Annotated in this window: 13 protein-coding genes and 1 pseudogene; 3 read left to right on the plus strand and 11 right to left on the minus strand. The window is 37.3% G+C overall.

What is annotated here, in order from left to right:
* The 3 genes and pseudogenes from ACQR30_RS02125 to ACQR30_RS02135 form a co-directional block, all read right to left on the minus strand.
* Positions 1-198: pseudogene (locus ACQR30_RS02125) on the minus strand (hypothetical protein); the annotation flags it as partial.
* A gap of 45 nt (positions 199-243) precedes the next feature.
* The gene (locus tag ACQR30_RS02130; RefSeq protein WP_429730594.1) at positions 244-1,302 is read right to left on the minus strand and encodes a glycoside hydrolase family 43 protein; all 1,059 of its coding nucleotides are present in this window, start codon (positions 1,300-1,302) and stop codon (positions 244-246) included.
* 108 nt (positions 1,303-1,410) lie between these two features.
* A complete protein-coding gene (locus ACQR30_RS02135) occupies positions 1,411-2,391 on the minus strand; it encodes a glycoside hydrolase family 43 protein (protein ID WP_429730597.1) in 981 nt (326 codons plus the stop codon).
* A 372-nt stretch (positions 2,392-2,763) separates the two neighbouring features.
* On the opposite strand from ACQR30_RS02135, the gene ACQR30_RS02140 reads away from it, so the two are divergent.
* From ACQR30_RS02140 to ACQR30_RS02150, 3 genes are all read left to right on the plus strand, one after another.
* Positions 2,764-5,916, plus strand: coding sequence for a ligand-binding sensor domain-containing protein (locus tag ACQR30_RS02140; RefSeq protein ID WP_429730600.1), 3,153 nt, complete (start codon positions 2,764-2,766; stop codon positions 5,914-5,916).
* Positions 5,917-5,926: 10 nt separating this feature from the next.
* Positions 5,927-6,730 carry a response regulator gene (locus tag ACQR30_RS02145; RefSeq protein ID WP_429730602.1) on the plus strand — a complete coding sequence of 268 codons (804 nt, stop codon included), beginning with the start codon at positions 5,927-5,929 and terminating at the stop codon, positions 6,728-6,730.
* Between the two features lie 142 nt (positions 6,731-6,872).
* On the plus strand, positions 6,873-8,378 hold the full coding sequence (locus ACQR30_RS02150) for a carboxylesterase/lipase family protein (protein ID WP_429730605.1): 1,506 nt from the start codon (positions 6,873-6,875) through the stop codon (positions 8,376-8,378).
* Between the two features lie 245 nt (positions 8,379-8,623).
* Here ACQR30_RS02150 and ACQR30_RS02155 read toward each other — a convergent pair whose 3' ends face one another.
* The 8 genes from ACQR30_RS02155 to ACQR30_RS02190 form a co-directional block, all read right to left on the minus strand.
* Positions 8,624-10,801 carry a TonB-dependent receptor family protein gene (locus tag ACQR30_RS02155; RefSeq protein WP_429730608.1) on the minus strand — a complete coding sequence of 726 codons (2,178 nt, stop codon included), beginning with the start codon at positions 10,799-10,801 and terminating at the stop codon, positions 8,624-8,626.
* A gap of 205 nt (positions 10,802-11,006) precedes the next feature.
* Complete coding sequence (locus tag ACQR30_RS02160; RefSeq protein ID WP_429730611.1) at positions 11,007-11,426, minus strand: DoxX protein; 420 nt, start codon at positions 11,424-11,426, stop codon at positions 11,007-11,009.
* 189 nt (positions 11,427-11,615) lie between these two features.
* Positions 11,616-11,909 (minus strand): GNAT family N-acetyltransferase, encoded by a 294-nt coding sequence (locus tag ACQR30_RS02165; RefSeq protein WP_429730614.1) that lies wholly within the window; start codon positions 11,907-11,909, stop codon positions 11,616-11,618.
* Positions 11,910-12,136: 227 nt separating this feature from the next.
* Positions 12,137-13,792 (minus strand): glutamine--tRNA ligase/YqeY domain fusion protein, encoded by a 1,656-nt coding sequence (locus ACQR30_RS02170; RefSeq protein WP_429730616.1) that lies wholly within the window; start codon positions 13,790-13,792, stop codon positions 12,137-12,139.
* A 68-nt stretch (positions 13,793-13,860) separates the two neighbouring features.
* Positions 13,861-14,820, minus strand: coding sequence for a thioredoxin-disulfide reductase (gene trxB, locus ACQR30_RS02175; RefSeq protein ID WP_429730619.1), 960 nt, complete (start codon positions 14,818-14,820; stop codon positions 13,861-13,863).
* A 32-nt stretch (positions 14,821-14,852) separates the two neighbouring features.
* The gene (gene msrA / locus ACQR30_RS02180) at positions 14,853-15,824 is read right to left on the minus strand and encodes a peptide-methionine (S)-S-oxide reductase MsrA (RefSeq protein WP_429730621.1); all 972 of its coding nucleotides are present in this window, start codon (positions 15,822-15,824) and stop codon (positions 14,853-14,855) included.
* Positions 15,825-15,840: 16 nt separating this feature from the next.
* On the minus strand, positions 15,841-16,284 hold the full coding sequence (locus ACQR30_RS02185; protein WP_429730624.1) for a hypothetical protein: 444 nt from the start codon (positions 16,282-16,284) through the stop codon (positions 15,841-15,843).
* A 56-nt stretch (positions 16,285-16,340) separates the two neighbouring features.
* Positions 16,341-16,694, minus strand: a complete 354-nt coding sequence (locus ACQR30_RS02190) for a hypothetical protein (RefSeq protein WP_429730627.1) — start codon at positions 16,692-16,694, stop codon at positions 16,341-16,343.
* Positions 16,695-16,800: the final 106 nt, after the last annotated feature.

Here is a 16,800-nt window from a genome sequence, read left to right on the forward strand (position 1 = left end):
CTGCCACATCTCTAGTTGATTAACAGCATTGCTGGGGATATAATCGGCTCCTGTCAACCACCTGTGTGCTCCATACCATTTGTTGGCATGATTCACTGTCCAGACTTTACCCACAACATTGCCATTACTTTGTGCTGGAGATTTTACACAAGTCAAGGCAAATAGGGTTATAAAAACTGACTGAATAAGTCTCTTCATCGATTATTATATTTATTGTTTATTATTCCATTTTATTTGAAACTATTATTCTCCTGAAGGCACATCCATCGCAACACCTGTTTTTACAGGTATACCAAAATCTGGCATTCCATCTTTATTCCAGGTAAACTTCTGCATACGTGGACTTCTATAGTTGGAACAGCCCTCTGCTGCTTTCGGATTGGCATGATAGATAATCCAATCTTCCTTACCATCGGGTGATTTAAAGAATCCATTGTGTCCTGTACCGTAAACACTATTCTCTATACTTTTACGAAACACCGAAGTATCACTTTTGGTCCAATCCGCCGCGTTCATAGGGTCACCGTTTTGTTTTAAAGACAAAAGACCTAAGGCATAATCATCCGTCCAACAACCACTGGCCGAATAATCGATAAATAGTCTTCCTTGTGGACTTATGAGTGCTTCTGGCCCCTCATTGACCGTCGGCAAACCATGGCCACTTCCTTTCTTTTCCCACCCATAAGTGGGTGTAGAAAGCATTACTCGTTGGCCCTGTATAGTCCAAGGATTTTTTAGTTTAGCGATATAAATATTTTGACTAACATTATTATCTCCTTCCCATCCGGACCATGTCATATAGCTGATACCTTTGTACATAAATACGGAACCGTCTATCGCCCACTTATTGGTTGGATCGGCGACTTTACCTTTAAATACCCAATGATGGGTTAACGGATTTTGATCGGCGTTCTCTATTACATAGAGTCTATGATGATCATTATTTCCATCGTCAGCGGCGAAATACATATACCATTTCCCATCTAAGTAGTGTAACTCGGGAGCCCACAACTCTTTAGAATACATTTCTCCAACTGGAGGATTCCAAATTGTCACTGGCTTCGCATCTGCTAATGCCGACATTTTCCTGGTAGCAATAATTTCCAAGTCGTGACCGGTCGTGCGACAGAAATAATACATGCCGTCTTTTTGAAAGACCCAAGGATCGGGGCCGGTCATTAAAAGTGGATTGCTAAAAGTAGTTTTTACATCCGGAGTTTGCGCGCTGCAAGAATCGCTTTTACATGCCGTAAAAGCACTGACTATAAAACAGGTAATGGCAAATGTCCTTTTTATTTTCATTCGAATTTAGGCTCTATTTCTATTAAAAATATTACAATCAAAAATGCTTTATTCCAATAATAACACTAAGCTCATACCCAAATGTTTGTATACATTTAAGTACGGATCTCATAATACGCTAAAATTTTGGTTGTCTATTTTTATCGAATCTACTCCACTTAAAGTTGGAACAAATTCAAATGGCATAATCGCTGTCTTTCTTGGGGACACGATTTTGTTTGAATAATGTACATGTAACACATAGTAGTATTGACCACTATTACTCTGAAAAATATCTCCATGCCCCGTTCCATTGTAGCGCGTGTTTTTTCTACTGATAATTGGATTTTGATTACTTTTTTTCCAAGGCCCAAAAAGAGATTTGGAAGTAGCGTAGCCCACAGCATAATCTATATTTCTAAAATCATTGGCCGAGTAAAACATATAGTAAACACCCTTATGCTTTATTACCGCAGGGCCTTCTGTAACCGGCCAATCACTGTCTGCAGTATTTTCCCAATGATCAGTTGCTTCTATACACTTTTTTTCAGTACCTGCAATCACGCCAGAAAAATCACTGCTCAATTGTGCGACATAAATTTTATTTCCTTGATCAAGTTTCACAAAATAGATATAGTAATTCACTCCCTCTTTCACTATAAATGGATCTATATGTTTAAATCCGTCATTGAATAAAGGTCGGGTAAACGTTTGCACAAACGGCCCCAAAAGAGAATGAGAGGAGGCAATTGCTATTTCTTCATTCGCAGCATATGCCATATAAAACTTATTCCTTTTTTTGAAAACCTGAGGTGCCCAAAAACCTTTTGATCCAAAGGTATTGCCCTTTCTAAGTGCGAACCCGCTCTGTTTACCGGCGGGGCCTTCCCAATTTCTTAAATCTTCGGAAGTATATACCTTAATACCTTCATTTACCGTTTTATCACCGGAAGTACCATACAAATAATATTTTTCATGATAAGAGAAAATCGTTGGATCTGCTTCTGTAATTGTCGGGTTGACTCTATTGGCTTCTGCATTTTTCAATACATTGCACCCCCAAAAGAAGATCGATAAGAAACAAATAATATATACGTAAAAAAATTTCATCTTTTGTTTTCAAGCGTCATCTAAAAGCAAAAACGAGCAACTTTGCGTTTTGCTAACTGATTGCCAGTAACTGTCAATAGCTATGCAATTTTTCCGAGAACAAAATTCTTCCTATATATTTTGATGACCATTGTAATCTGTGACATTATTTACACCTTTAGTTTGCATATCAATTAATCTAGCGAATAGTTGTTTGTAAAATTGTGGGCTTTTATTAACAAATATTCTACAATCCATATCAATGATTCAACAATTCATATCAATGATTCTAGAATTTCTATAATTCTTTAAGAAATAGATCAAACACCATTGGTAATTCAGTAGATGTAATAAAATTGCCAACGCGTTGTAAAAATTCCTTTATTTTGATTTATGATAATCAGGAAAAAGTGCTTAAAGGTCTTATTTTTTTCGATCTTATTCCTAATTGCACTTCATACAATTATAATAGGCCAACCATATTATTTCAGGCATTATCAGGTGGAAAATGGCTTGTCTAATAATACCGTTTTTTGTTGCATTCAAGACAAATATGGCTTTATCTGGATGGGGACAAAAGAAGGGCTTGACCGTTTTAACGGTTATAGCTTTGATGTATTTAGGAGTAAGGATAGCAGCGGTTTGGGTGATAGTTATATACGTAGTTTGTATCTTTCAAAAAAAGGAGAAATGTATGTAGGGACGAGAATAGGCGTCTATAAATACCTGCCTTCAAAAGAAAAATTTTTAAGGGTTTTAAGCACCAATAAAGAGGTTAGTGCTATTCAAAAAGATGGCTCCGGCAATCTTTGGCTGATATCCGGTAATAGCTTAATTTTTTTCAACGAAAACAGTCACCAAAAAATTAATTATTCTCAAGTAAATCATTTCCTTGCTAATTCTGTATGTTTCACACCAAATAAAGAAATCTGGGTCGCTACACCCAATGGATTACTAAAAAAATGGCTGCCAGGAAAACAATCATTTATAACGTATAATTTATTTAAAAATGAAACAACAGGCTTATCTAAATGGATCGAAAAGATTGTCCCAACTACTGACGGGAAAATACTAGTTGGAACCGCCAATTACGGCGCAAAATACTTCAACCCGCAAGACGGTAGTTACATGAATATCCTCATTAAAAATAAAAGTAATAACGGCATTTATGTGCGCGATTTCTTGCAAGCTACCGACAGTACTATTTGGATGGCAACAGAGTCAGGATTATTTATTTATAATCTAAAAAAGAGGTCTTACATAAACCTTACACAGCAATATGGTGATGTTTATTCTTTAAGTGACAATGCAGTTTACGCACTTTGTAAGGACGAAGAAGGTGGCATTTGGGCAGGTACCTATTCGGGAGGCACAAATTATTATCATCCGCAATATTCTTTTTTCGAAAAATATTTCCCGCTTAATAATAGTCAAACTTCTCTATCAGGAAATGTGGTAAGAGAAATATGTCCTGACAATTACGGCAGTTTGTGGATCGGTACGGAAGATGCAGGATTAAATCAATTACACCTCAAAAACAAAACAATCACGCATTTTAAAACGAACAATAAAAACTTCGAATTATATCCAAATATTCATGCTTTGCTTAATATTGGTTCCAAATTATTAATTGGCACCTTTGAACATGGTCTCGATATCTTGGATATTCCATCGGGGAAAATCATTCATCATTATCCCGACAAGAGTTCCGAAAAGGTTTTAAAAAGCAGCTTTTTTGTGAGCTTGTGCCACACGACTGATGGATCGATATATGCGGGCACTCGTTTTGGTCTGTATACGTTCAACTTAAAGACGGGCACATTTAAAAATGCAAATAAAGCATTATCCAATTTCTTTATCCATGCATTACTGGAAGACAATCGTCAGAATCTATGGATCGGCACAATGGGCAATGGATTATATCAATTATCCCTAAAGACTCATCAGTTAAAAAATTTGCGTAGCTACTTTGCAGCCGACCATGGCGCAGGGATCAATTGGATAACCACTATATTCAATGATGATTTTAATAACATCTGGATTGGCACAGAGGGGAGCGGACTTTTTAAATATAATAAAACAAAAAAGCTATTTGAAAATTATTCAACCAATACACAGTTTCCAGGTAGCACAATATATAAGATATTAGAAGATGCCAAACACAGTTTCTGGATTACTACGTCTAAGGGTTTGGTGCATTTTAACCCTTTAACCAGAAAAATTATAAAGATATATACTACAGCTAATGGGCTTTTAAGTGACCAATTCAATTATAGCTCAGCTTATAAGGACTCCTGCGGCCGAATGTATTTTGGATCAGTAAAAGGAATGATAAGCTTCAACCCTGAACACGTTGATAGCTCGGACTTTACCGCCCCCATATTTATATCGTCTCTAAATGCAGATAATAAGAACATAAATTTCTCCATTGAAAAAAATGAAATTCCTCTTGTGGAATTGACACATGAACAATCTTCATTTAGCATCAAATTTGCGGCATTAAGTTATATGGCTCCCAAAATGACGCGCTATAGATATAGGATGGAGGGCATAGATAAAAACTGGGTCTATTTACAGTCAAATCAGGCAGTAGCCTATACAATGCTTCGAGCAGGGAATTACAACTTTAACGTCCAAGCCGCTAATCAAAACGGTCATTGGGAAGGAAAAATAGCGCAAATTAAAATAAAAATATTACCTCCTTATTGGCAAAGCAAAACAGCCTATTTCTTATATTTCATAGTAGTTCTTGCAATATTATGCTTTATCATACGTAGTTATCATTTAATGATGATAGAAAAAGGTAGGCGGCATATTGAAGAGATAGAACATGAGAAAGATAAAGAAATATATAAATCTAAAATTGATTTTTTTACCAACGTGGCGCATGAGATAAGAACACCATTAACCCTAATCAAGGCACCACTTGAAAAAATCATAAAACAGGCGGATCTATTTCCTAGTATAAAGAAGTATCTATTTACCATGGATCGAAATACTGATAGAATGGTCAAACTAAGCGAAGAACTACTCGACTTCAGAAAAACCGAAGTAAATGGCTATCAACTTAATTTATCAGCTCAAGACATTCATAAAATCATAAAAGAAATTGTTGAAAACTTTGAAGAGGCCGCTCAGTCAAAAAATCTGCAAATAAAACTTGATATTAAAAATGAACCTTTAGTCGTAAACATTGACAAAGAAGCTTTCACAAAAATTATTACCAACTTGCTAAATAATGCTATAAAATATGCAGCGAAAAATATAATCATAAAAACAGCCTTTTCGCAAAAATCGCCACAAAAGGTTTTTATTATTCTTAAGAATGATGGCAACATAATCGCTCCCGAAATGGGCGAAAAAATATTCGAAGCATTCTATCGTCTCGATGTCGCAAAAAATCAGTCGGGATCGGGTCTTGGCCTCACGCTGTCAAGATCTCTTGCCCTTTTACACAAGGGAGATTTGGAACTAACATTTGAAGATAATAAATTCAATACTTTCATCCTAACTTTACCATCTACAAATAAAAATCATACATCGTAAATAAGCTGTCATGAATGAAAAAGAAAATATAAAAGCATCCATTTTGATTGTGGATGACAACGAAGAAATTCTTGATTTTCTGGTTGACGATTTAGAAGCCAAATACGACGTATATGCGGTAACCAGTGTAAAATCCGCTTTCGAAATTTTAGATAAGAGCATGATCGAATTAATCATTAGCGATGTCATAATGCCGGAAACAGACGGATATACCTTTTGCAACCTAATAAAATCGAACATAGAATACAGCCACATCCCATTTATTTTATTGACTGCCAAAAACACGTTACATTCAAAAATAGAAGGTCTGGAAAATGGTGCGGACGCTTATATAGAGAAACCATTTTCACCTGAATATTTACAAGCGCAGATTGCCAGTTTGCTGGTAAACAGAGGCAAGATGAAAGAATTCTTCTCTACTTATCCTCAAACAAATATAAAAACCGTCACACACTCTTCCGGTGATGAAAAATTTTTGACCAAACTCAATAGTTTTATTCTCCAAAACCTTGACACACCCGAATTAGATGTAGATGCACTTTGCAGCAGTCTTTATATTAGCCGCCCAACATTATATAGAAAAATAAAGGCCATTTTGGACATCACACCCAATGATTTAATTAATGTTACTCGTTTAAAAAAAGCGGCAGAACTGCTTCTTCAAGATAAATATTCGATATCAGAAGTATCCATTATGGTTGGCTTCAACTCTGCAACTCATTTTGGCAGGAGTTTCCTTAAACAGTTTGGCACTACACCTAGTAGCTATGCAAAAAACAACAACATTGATTTCCATTCAAAAGAAATATCGTGAATCAAATCAAACGTCGATATAATTATATTCTTTTATTCCCAATATTAAGAAAACATAGAGGGGATCGCTAACTTAGGTGACTATCTTCATAGATCAGTTCAACTTTTTCTAAAGACATTTAGCCAATTTCAAAGTTTCTTTTATGAATTCTAACCACAAATCTTGGGTCATATTTTTCTTTGCAGCAGTTTACCTTTTCCCCTATTCAATAAAAGCACAAAAAGAATATTTACAAACTAAAAATGGATATATAGTTGGTTATAAAGAAGGAGAATCTTTCGTGTTCAAAGGCATTCCTTATGCCCAGCCCCCTATTGGGCAGAGTAGATTCAAACCACCTTTACCTGTTCAGAGTTGGTCAGATACAATTGACTGTACAAATTTTAGAAGTGAATCAGCTCAAATGGGATACGGAAAACATCCGCTAAGAGGAAGCGAAAACAGTTTATTCTTAAATGTTTATAGCCCCTCAAAAAATGCCAAAGCAAATCTTCCTGTTTTGGTATGGATTCACGGGGGAGCAATGCTTGGCGGTTCAGGAAATGGAGAGAATGGGCATGCCTTTTCTGATAATGACAGTATTGTTACCATCACCATTAATTACAGGTTAGGCGTTTTTGGTTTTTTGTATTTAGGAGACATTGGAAAGGCGTATCAATCATCGGGAAACAATGGATTGCTGGATTGTATAATGGCTTTAAAATGGGTAAAAGAAAATATTAAATCTTTCGGCGGAGATCCTTCCAAAGTTACTGTTATGGGAGAATCAGCAGGCGCGAAACTAACAAGTGCCTTGGCTGTGACGCCCGATGCCAAAGGGCTGTATTCTGGCCTAATTATGGAAAGCGGTAGCATACAATGCATAAGAGATAGACAAACAGCTTTAGCTATTCGTCAAAAAATAATGAACCAATTACACATTACAAATCCCACAGATATTTTACATTTTTCTACACAGAAACTAATTGCGGCACAAAACAGGGTTTGTAAAGGAGCACAAGCCACAAATTATTTTGGACCTGTAATAGATGGCCACACTATTACGATGTGGCCGAGAGATTATGTGGCCGAGAATAAAAACATGCGTGCTCACTTTTTAATTGGTACCAATAAGGTAGAGAGTATTCTGTTTATGAACATGGATAAACGTTTATACCATCCAGACTCGGCAGTCCTAAAGGGATGGTTCGGCACCAATTTCTCCTACGTACTCTCTACTTATAAAAAAATGGCGACAGAAGTAGGTCCCGATTCTGCCGCTATAGCCACGCTGACACAATATATGTATCAAATGTATTCTTATCGATTTGCCAATCAGTTATCTCAGGCAAATGATAAGGTTTGGATGTATCGATTTGACTATTCAAAAAATGCTTCGGGCGCCAGCCATGGGGCCGAAATGCCTTTTGTTTGGTTTTTGCCGAAGCTGCATCATTACACGTCAGAAGAGATTTCTTTAGCAAAGCAAGTACATCAGGCATGGGTAAATTTTATAAAAAAAGGTAATCCCATAAGTATTGGAAATGCGCCTTGGCCTATTTATAAAAAGGGAACAATAATGGTTATCAATAAAGTTTCGAAAAAGCAAAAGTTGGAGCATATTTTTGATGACAAACGATACCCTTCTTCTTGCTTTACGTTAAGATAAAATAGCGTCGATTCTTTCGGCCTATGCGCGGTTTTTAACACTCCCAAGTGGTGCAGAACCAGTAATGGCAATTAGCGGACGTAAAGACTACAAAAACCTTAATCCACATTGCAGATCAATTTAATCAGTTTCGCTTTGTAAACGATATTGCACTTTTCCATTTCCCCGAAGTGGGACTGCCTATTTTGGAAGCAGTCCTACTAGATCCAATGTTAACAAATTTAGATAACTGCACCCGAAAAGAATTAGAATGTTGCTGTTAGCCCAATATAAAAGCTTCTACCTATTGATGGAATAATTCCCGGACCGGGGTATTCGTCTGTCCTTAAAGTGAAGTATGATTTATTTGTCAAATTATTTGCACCAAGTTGAACAGTATAATTTTTTATTTTGTAGGTGGTGCTAAAATCTAAAACAGTATATGCTGGGATGTAACCAGCAATGGGGTCGGTGCTTGCTTTTACATTAGATGCGTCTCCATAAGCGTCACCAACAGAATTTATCTGGAAAGTAGCAGAGAAATTACTGTTGTTAAAAATTACGCCTATTCGATTAATTGTTTTGGCTGCAGCTTCTACCCTGTTTCCTTTATATTCACCACTCGTATATTTTGCATCTACATATGCGAAAGAATTGAAAAGACTTAACCCATATTTTGACGCTGTATTTAGGTATTTTAAGAAATTAAATTCAATATAGCTCTCTATTCCTTTATGTACACTATTAGCAATATTTGTTCTATACGAATATTGGTTGCCTGTTGACGGGTCTGTTAAAACTACAACACCAATTTTATTATCGTAAGCTAAATAAAAAGCATCTATATCAAAATTCAAATAATTCTTTATAGTTCCTCGATAACCCAAGTCAGAATTGAACCCATAGGCATCTTTTAAATTTGGATTAATTTTAGATGTTGTACCAAATGGCTCTAATTGGCTATAGTCAATAGGGCGGTATGCTTGGGTTATATTGCCATAAACATTTGTATTACTAGTGACTTTAAACTCCAGTCCTACTCCAAATAAAGGAAATGTTCTGTTGCGATTCTCATTAGTAATTTGCCTGACGTCGTCAGTTGTTTTATATCCACTTGCAGTACTATGTAAATATTCAAATCTGAAACCTGGTGTAATGGACAGCTTATTTCCTATTCTGAAAATATTTTCTACAAAAGGAGCAACGTTTGCAGTTGTAAAATCTAAATTGTAGCCCCAATCGCCAGTAATGGACAAGTCAAAATCACTCCCTGTTGAACCCTCGCCGCCGCCTTGTCTTTTAAACCAGGCGTACGCATAACGTAACCCACCCGACAGGATTGCTTTTTGATTTCCAATGTTGTAGCTTTTTGATAATCTAAATTCTGTGGTGCTGTTTTTCATATCTTCATTACCAACTTCGCGTGGCGCATAAGCATTTGTAGCAGGGTCTATTCCGTCTATGGCCTGGGGGCCGCCATCTTCATTTCGCCACACTAATGAACGTTGACTAAACAAATAGGTCGTTTTTAAACTAATAGTTGTAGCTTCTGTTGGGGCATAATTGGCATAAACTGTTAAGACATTCCACGGACTTTTTAGCCAATTTCTTGCTCTTGTAGACATTTTAGAGCTAACATTAAATAGACTATCGGTTAACCCGCCCGGCATTTTTATTTGGTTACGAAGCAAGGAATATTCTATTCCAAGATTCAATTTTTCCGATACTTTATATTGCACTTTTCCAAATCCGGAAATCTGCCATTGTTGACTATTGGGACGATAACCTTGTATTGCCCTATATTGCAAAAACCCGTAATAGCTCAATTTTTTATAAGTTCCTCCAACCGAATTAAAAGAATTGAACAGACCGTAACTACCTATGGTTTGCGACGTTGTAAATTCAAACTTTTTATCGGTAGGCGCGTCTTTAATCACATAATTGACTAATCCTCCAAATTGAGCACCAAATTGGAGTGATGCTGCACCACGTACCATTTCTATTCTTTGAACAGCATTCATTGGCGGAATATAATAAGCCTCATTATATCCATAAATATCGGCACTAATATTATAGCCGTCCTGACGAGTATTCATTTCTATACTTTGTAAGGGGTTTAGGCCTCTGGTACCAATGCCATTTGCAGTGAAACCGCCTGTCTCTGTTTCTACAATGTTCAGGCCTGGGATACGTCCTAAAATTTGTCTTGTATTATTAATGGCATCATTTGCATCTAAACTATCCACAATAACTACTTCATTTTTCTTTCCGGCGTAAATAATCCCATTTTTTACGTCCGGCATATGGCCTATCCCTCGAATATTTTTAAAACCTACAATTTCTAGGTCTTTGAGATTTTGCGTTTTAATGGAGTCCGATTTTTGTGCAGAGGCAGCAAAAGGAATAGTAATAATTATAGCTAATAGGATATTTTTTATGTGCATCTATTTTTTTTGCAAAGGAATCTTATAATAGAAACAAATAATTACCATATTGGGAAACCTATTTACGAGAAAGGGAAAATTTGCGTTTTGTAACGTGCAACTCTGCACATTAGACTATTATGCTCAGTAGCTCTTTCTCTTAGCAGCAGCATTTTCTGCATTATTCAGAACCTGTATCCATTAAAATTTAAAAAGCTATCACGGGCTAAGAAAATAGTGTATCTACTTCCCAGAATTTTTCTTTCATTAGACTCAATGCAAAAGCTCCAGCAGATGCCGCAAATACTGAGTAATCAAGCGGTGCTTTAATGCCGAGTGAAAAACACATTGAAAGACCAAATAAAAGCATTAGAAAACCGCTCATTTTTGCAAAAAACTCAGTTTTATAGCCAATTAGAAGGCAAAGAGGAAAAATTATCTCTCCGATTGTTGCAATAGCCCCAGTTACAGGGATGAAAGATGCGGGAAGCCAGGGATTAATTGACTTAGTATATTCCAGAAACGCATTCCAATTACCCCAGGATGAAAATTTCTCACTCCATAATCCAAACCTGTCTGCCACTGCGGATAACATGCCGGCCGAAATAGAAAGCCGTAGAAAGAGCTTTATAATCTTCGTTTCCATAGTTTAATTAAATTGTATAATAGTCAAAAATATAGATAATAATTTAAATATATTAAAAGAAGCGCGCCACTCCAAATAATCTAATCTGGTATATGATATCTTATTTGAAGTCTTGGCACAACTTCCCCTTCATGGTATTGTTATAAATAAACATGGCTAACCATGGTCCTTCTGTTAGTAAAAAATAAATTACCGTGCGGCTCGAATATCTCCATAGATCTCTGGATATTTGTTAAACATCATCCCGACAAATCCACATTCCGGAATTATTTTCAGATTATTTTTACGTGCATAATTTACTGCTGAGTCTATCAATTTTTTGCCATATCCATGGCCACGTTGTGTGAGACCAACACTTGTGTAGCCTGCTTTTAATATGCCAGGTGTGATATTTGTCATCATTCTACCCACTTCTTGCCCATCTACAATTAGCGAAAAAAAGGAGACGCCTTTTTCTCCTTCGTGTATTTCAATTTTTTCCATTTTACAAAGTTTTATTAATTGATAATTTAAATAAGAATATCTTCTGTAAAACCTGGCTTTTCACTTTTTGAAGAGATTGCGTCAGATTTTTTATAGTAATTATTCGATTTTGCCCTTCGTTCTTCCCTTAATAATTCTGTATAACCATTTGCTAAAGCGGATGAATCAATACGGGTAGTTTGTTTATATTTACTTTATTAGCTTATGGATTATTGTCAACGAATATTTCATGTCTTCTTCCAACCAGCTTTAAGACCGACTGTTCGATTGAAAATTAACTGATCAGCACTTGAATCCTTATCTTTTATAAAATAGCCCAACCTGATAAATTGAAAAGGTATGCCCATATAATCCTTAGTTGAAAGATCTTTCTCGACGTACGCACCTTGTATTATCTCAACACTATCTTTATTAAAATAATTTATAAAGTCATCGCCCAATTGATTGGGGTCTTCCACCCTAAAAAGCCGATCATAAAGTCGAATTTCGGCAGCATCAGCATGAGCAACGCTTAGCCAGTGAATCGTACTTTTGACTTTGAATTTCTCTTGCTCATTGCCGGATTTAGTTTCCGGAAAATATTTACAGTGAAGCTCAATGATTTTGCCATGCAGGTCTTTTACTATATGTTCACACAAGATAATATAAGCCCCTTTTAGCCTAACCATTCCTCCCAAAAATAGTCTAAAATAATTTTTTGTCGGAAATTCCATGAAGTCATCCTCCTCAATCCACAACTCTTTGGTAAATAAAACTTTACGACTGTCTGCCGTTTCTTCTCCGGGGAAGTTCTCCAAATCTATAGATTCAATAGCCGCCTCATCTAAATTGGTTATAATTACTTTCAACGGTTTTAAAACAGCTATCCTCCTCTGGGCAGATCGATTTAGATCGTCGCGAATACAAAATTCCAATAAATTGCTATCTGTGATTGTATCTCGCTTTGCAACACCAATTCGTTCGCAAAAATCACGGATTGCCTTTGGCGTATATCCCCTACGGCGAAGGCCAGCTATAGTTGGTAAACGGGGGTCATCCCATCCATCAACCAAACCCAACTCGACCAGCCGTTGCAGCTTCCGCTTGCTCATGACCATATATTTAATATTTAAACGTGCAAACTCAATTTGTTTGGAGGGGAATAACTCCAATTTGGTGATAAACCAGTTATATAATTGTCTGTGTTCGACAAATTCAAGAGTACAGGTAGAATGACTTATACGCTCAATAGCATCAGATTGGCCATGTGCGAAATCATACAAAGGATAAATGCACCATTTTTTCCCGGTTCTGTGGTGGGAAGCATACTTGATTCGGTACATGATTGGATCCCTCATGTGCATATTGGCCGCAGCCAGGTCTATTTTCGCACGTAATACCTTCTCACCATCTCTAAATTGGCCATTTCTCATTGCCTCAAATAAAAGTAAATTCTCATCCGGTGACCGTCTTCTATACATATTAGGGACGCCTGGAACTAGTGGTGTACCCTTTTGTTCAGCAATCTCTTCAGATTTACTATCATCGACATAAGCCAGCCCCATCTTAATTAATCTAACCGCAAGATCATAAAGAGTTTCAAAGTAGTCAGAAGTATAGTATTCATTTTCCCATTCAAACCCAAGCCAGCTAATATCCTTTTTGATGGCATCTATATAACTGCTATTTTCCCGTTCAGGATTAGTATCGTCAAATCTTAAATTAACACTCCCTTTGTATCTTAATGCGAGTCCAAAGTTTAAACAAATAGATTTAGCATGCCCAATGTGTAAATATCCGTTGGGCTCAGGTGGGAATCTCGTAGCGATCCCTTCACTATAAACCTGATTTTGAATATCTTCCTGAATAATTGCTACAATAAAATTTAAAGATTGTTCCATCATTATACTCCTTTTCGGTATTTCATTGACTCCTATACCATGTAGCTGATTACCAGCCCCAGAATTGGCCATTACTCCACTGAATCATGCTCCATTGCCGATAGAAACCGCTCGGAATCAAGTGCAGCCATGCAACCACTTCCAGCGGAGGTAACCGCTTGACGATAAATGGGGTCTTGAGCATCACCACAACAGAAAATACCTGGAATATTTGTTTTTGTAGAACAATTATTTGTTGTAATGTAACCTGATTCATTCATAACGATCCATTGCTTAAATATCTCTGTGTTTGGTTGATGGCCGATCGCAACAAAAAATCCTGTTACGTCTAATGTAGATTCCTCCTCTGTTGTGTTATTGAACAAACGAGCACCATTTACCTTTTGTCCATTTCCGAGCACTTCCTTTACGTCCACGTTGAACAAGACTTCAATATTAGTCGTATTTTCGACTCTACGAACCATTGTTTTGGATGCCTTGAAGTTCGCTTTACGAACCAATACGTATACCTTTCTGCAAAGTTTAGCCAAGTGCAAGGCTTCCTCTGCTGCTGTATCCCCGGCTCCAACAATCGCGACATCCTGTCCCTTAAAGAAGAAACCGTCACAAGTCGCACAGGCTGAGACGCCGCTGCCTGCATACGCCCGTTCTGACTCAAGTCCCAGCCATTTTGGAGTGGCCCCAGTAGCTATAATTACTGTATCAGCCAAGACTATTTTTTTCTCGTCGATGGTAACTTTATAGGGGGGGTGGGAAAAATCAACAGTACTTACATACCCTATTCGTAAATCCGCACCCATCCTGGCCGCTTGTTTATGAAAGGCCGCCATCATTTCCGGGCCCATTATGCTATCAGGATAGCCTGGGTAATTTTCAACCTCGGAGGTTTTTGTGAGCTGCCCACCGATAAACAATCCAGAATACAAGACAGGTTTTAGATCAGCCCGAGCCGCGTAAATAGCAGCTGTATAGCCCGATGGACCTGAACCTATGATCAGGCATTTTATTCTTTCAATCTGCTGTTCCCCCATAATAGCCTTACTTTTAATTAATAGATATTTTGTTATTGCTTTAATTTCTCATAATGCACACTCCGAAATTTTGCTAGCTTTGGATCGATTACTGCCTGGCAATATCCTCCTTCCTGATTCCTGTTATAATAATTCTGGTGGTAATCTTCTGCTTTATAAAAATGTTCGAACATTTCCAGTTGGGTGACGATCATGTCCGGATATTCCTTTTGCACCTCATCGATAACGTTCATTGCAGATTGTTTCTCTTCTTCAGACCTGTAAAAAATTACACTCCGGTATTGTGAACCTCGGTCGGCTCCCTGTCTGTCTACCGTAGTCGGGTTATGGGTACTCAAATGTATTCTTAATAGGTCATCAAAAGTTATTTCATCAGGGTTGTAAGTTATTTCTATTACCTCTGCATGGCCGGTGGCACCACCACACACCTCTCTATAGGTAGGATTAACAACACTTCCCCCACTGAATCCACTCTCTACTTTTACCACACCGATAATTCGCTGAAAAATAGCCTCTGTACACCAAAAGCAACCTCCGCCAATATCTATTTTTTTCTCATTGATGGCCACTTTATTCAAGGAAACAGCGTTCATACAATAGCGTAGCCCACTGGGTTTTGGACCATCTTGAAAAACGTGCCCCAGGTGGGCATCACAAGTATTGCAGACGGCTTCAATACGTTGCATGCCAAAAGTGATATCCTTATGGTAGGCAACCGCATTTTCTTTTATCGGTTGCGTAAAAGAAGGCCATCCTGACCTACTTTCAAATTTTGTTTCAGCGTCGAAAAGTTCTGTGCCACAACAAACGCATGCGTATCTACCAGGCTCAAAATATGAGCAAAGATCAGAACTGAATGCTCGTTCTGTACCTTTAAGCCGGGCGATATTGAACTGTTCTGGTGACAGAAGCGCCTTCCATTCTTCCTCTGTTTTTTCTACTCTTTTATCGGGAACAGGATTGCCAAAATCCGAAAATTTTATAACATCAAGCCATTTTAGCATAGTTTTAGGTTTAAATTTAAAAAATTGATTCAATCATAAAGGTCTTGTCATTAAAAACAAAGGAATCGTTTTGTTTCTTGTCCATAAGTGCCTGGTAAAAAGGAGCATCAGGGGACATTGCAACAAAATGCTTTCCTTCAAGGTCGAATTGACACGCAGGTATCCCTATGATATAATATTGGCCATTGACCAGGGCTACTGCTCCTTCCGAAACAATACCTTTACTACCAAAATCTAACTTGCGAAGCATTTCGATTTCATCGTTTCGTTGTAGAATTTGCCTTTGAAGTGCCTGCAAATATTCTTCTGTCTGCTCCCGGTGGGAATTGTCATCAGCATCTCGAACATCCTCAAGGTTAAGATTGCCTCCGCTTTGGTAGCTTGCATATTCTTCCCTCAGATGCTTAAGTGTTTCCTGTTGTGCTTTAATAAGTGTCGCTTTTAAAGTAACTTTATCCATAAATTTTCTTTTGTTGCAATTTTAGTTCCCTTGTTTTACTAATATTTGTTCTTGTGCTAGCCTTTGAAATACCGCTCCTCTATCACCTGGCCATTTTCCCATAACGAGCGGATTATCTCGTGTAAAGAAAAATTACTTCCATCTTTCATATCGAAATCTAAAAGATATTCTGAAAAAGAAGCATTGTCATCAGCGGCAGATAGCAGTAGCTCGAGTTTATTTACCTTTTTAATTGAGGCCATAAAATCGATTAACTTCTTCATTACAGCTTGTTTTCCGATTGTCGTTGTTCCGTCAAATTCGATGGTCTTTATATTTTGTGCAAAATATTTTTCACCAGCGTTAATGAGTTCACCTTTTACTACCATTTCATTCATGGCATTTACTTGGTCTTGAAAATTCTTTTCCATTTTTTTGATTTTATATTGTGAATAATATGTACTTTTCTCTTGATGAGCTCGGAGTCTTCACTCGGCGGCGCGGTAGCCCAGGTGCTCGGCGGCGGCGACGGCGCCA

The organism is Arachidicoccus sp. (genome assembly GCF_050436765.1).
Lineage (GTDB): Bacteria > Bacteroidota > Bacteroidia > Chitinophagales > Chitinophagaceae > Arachidicoccus.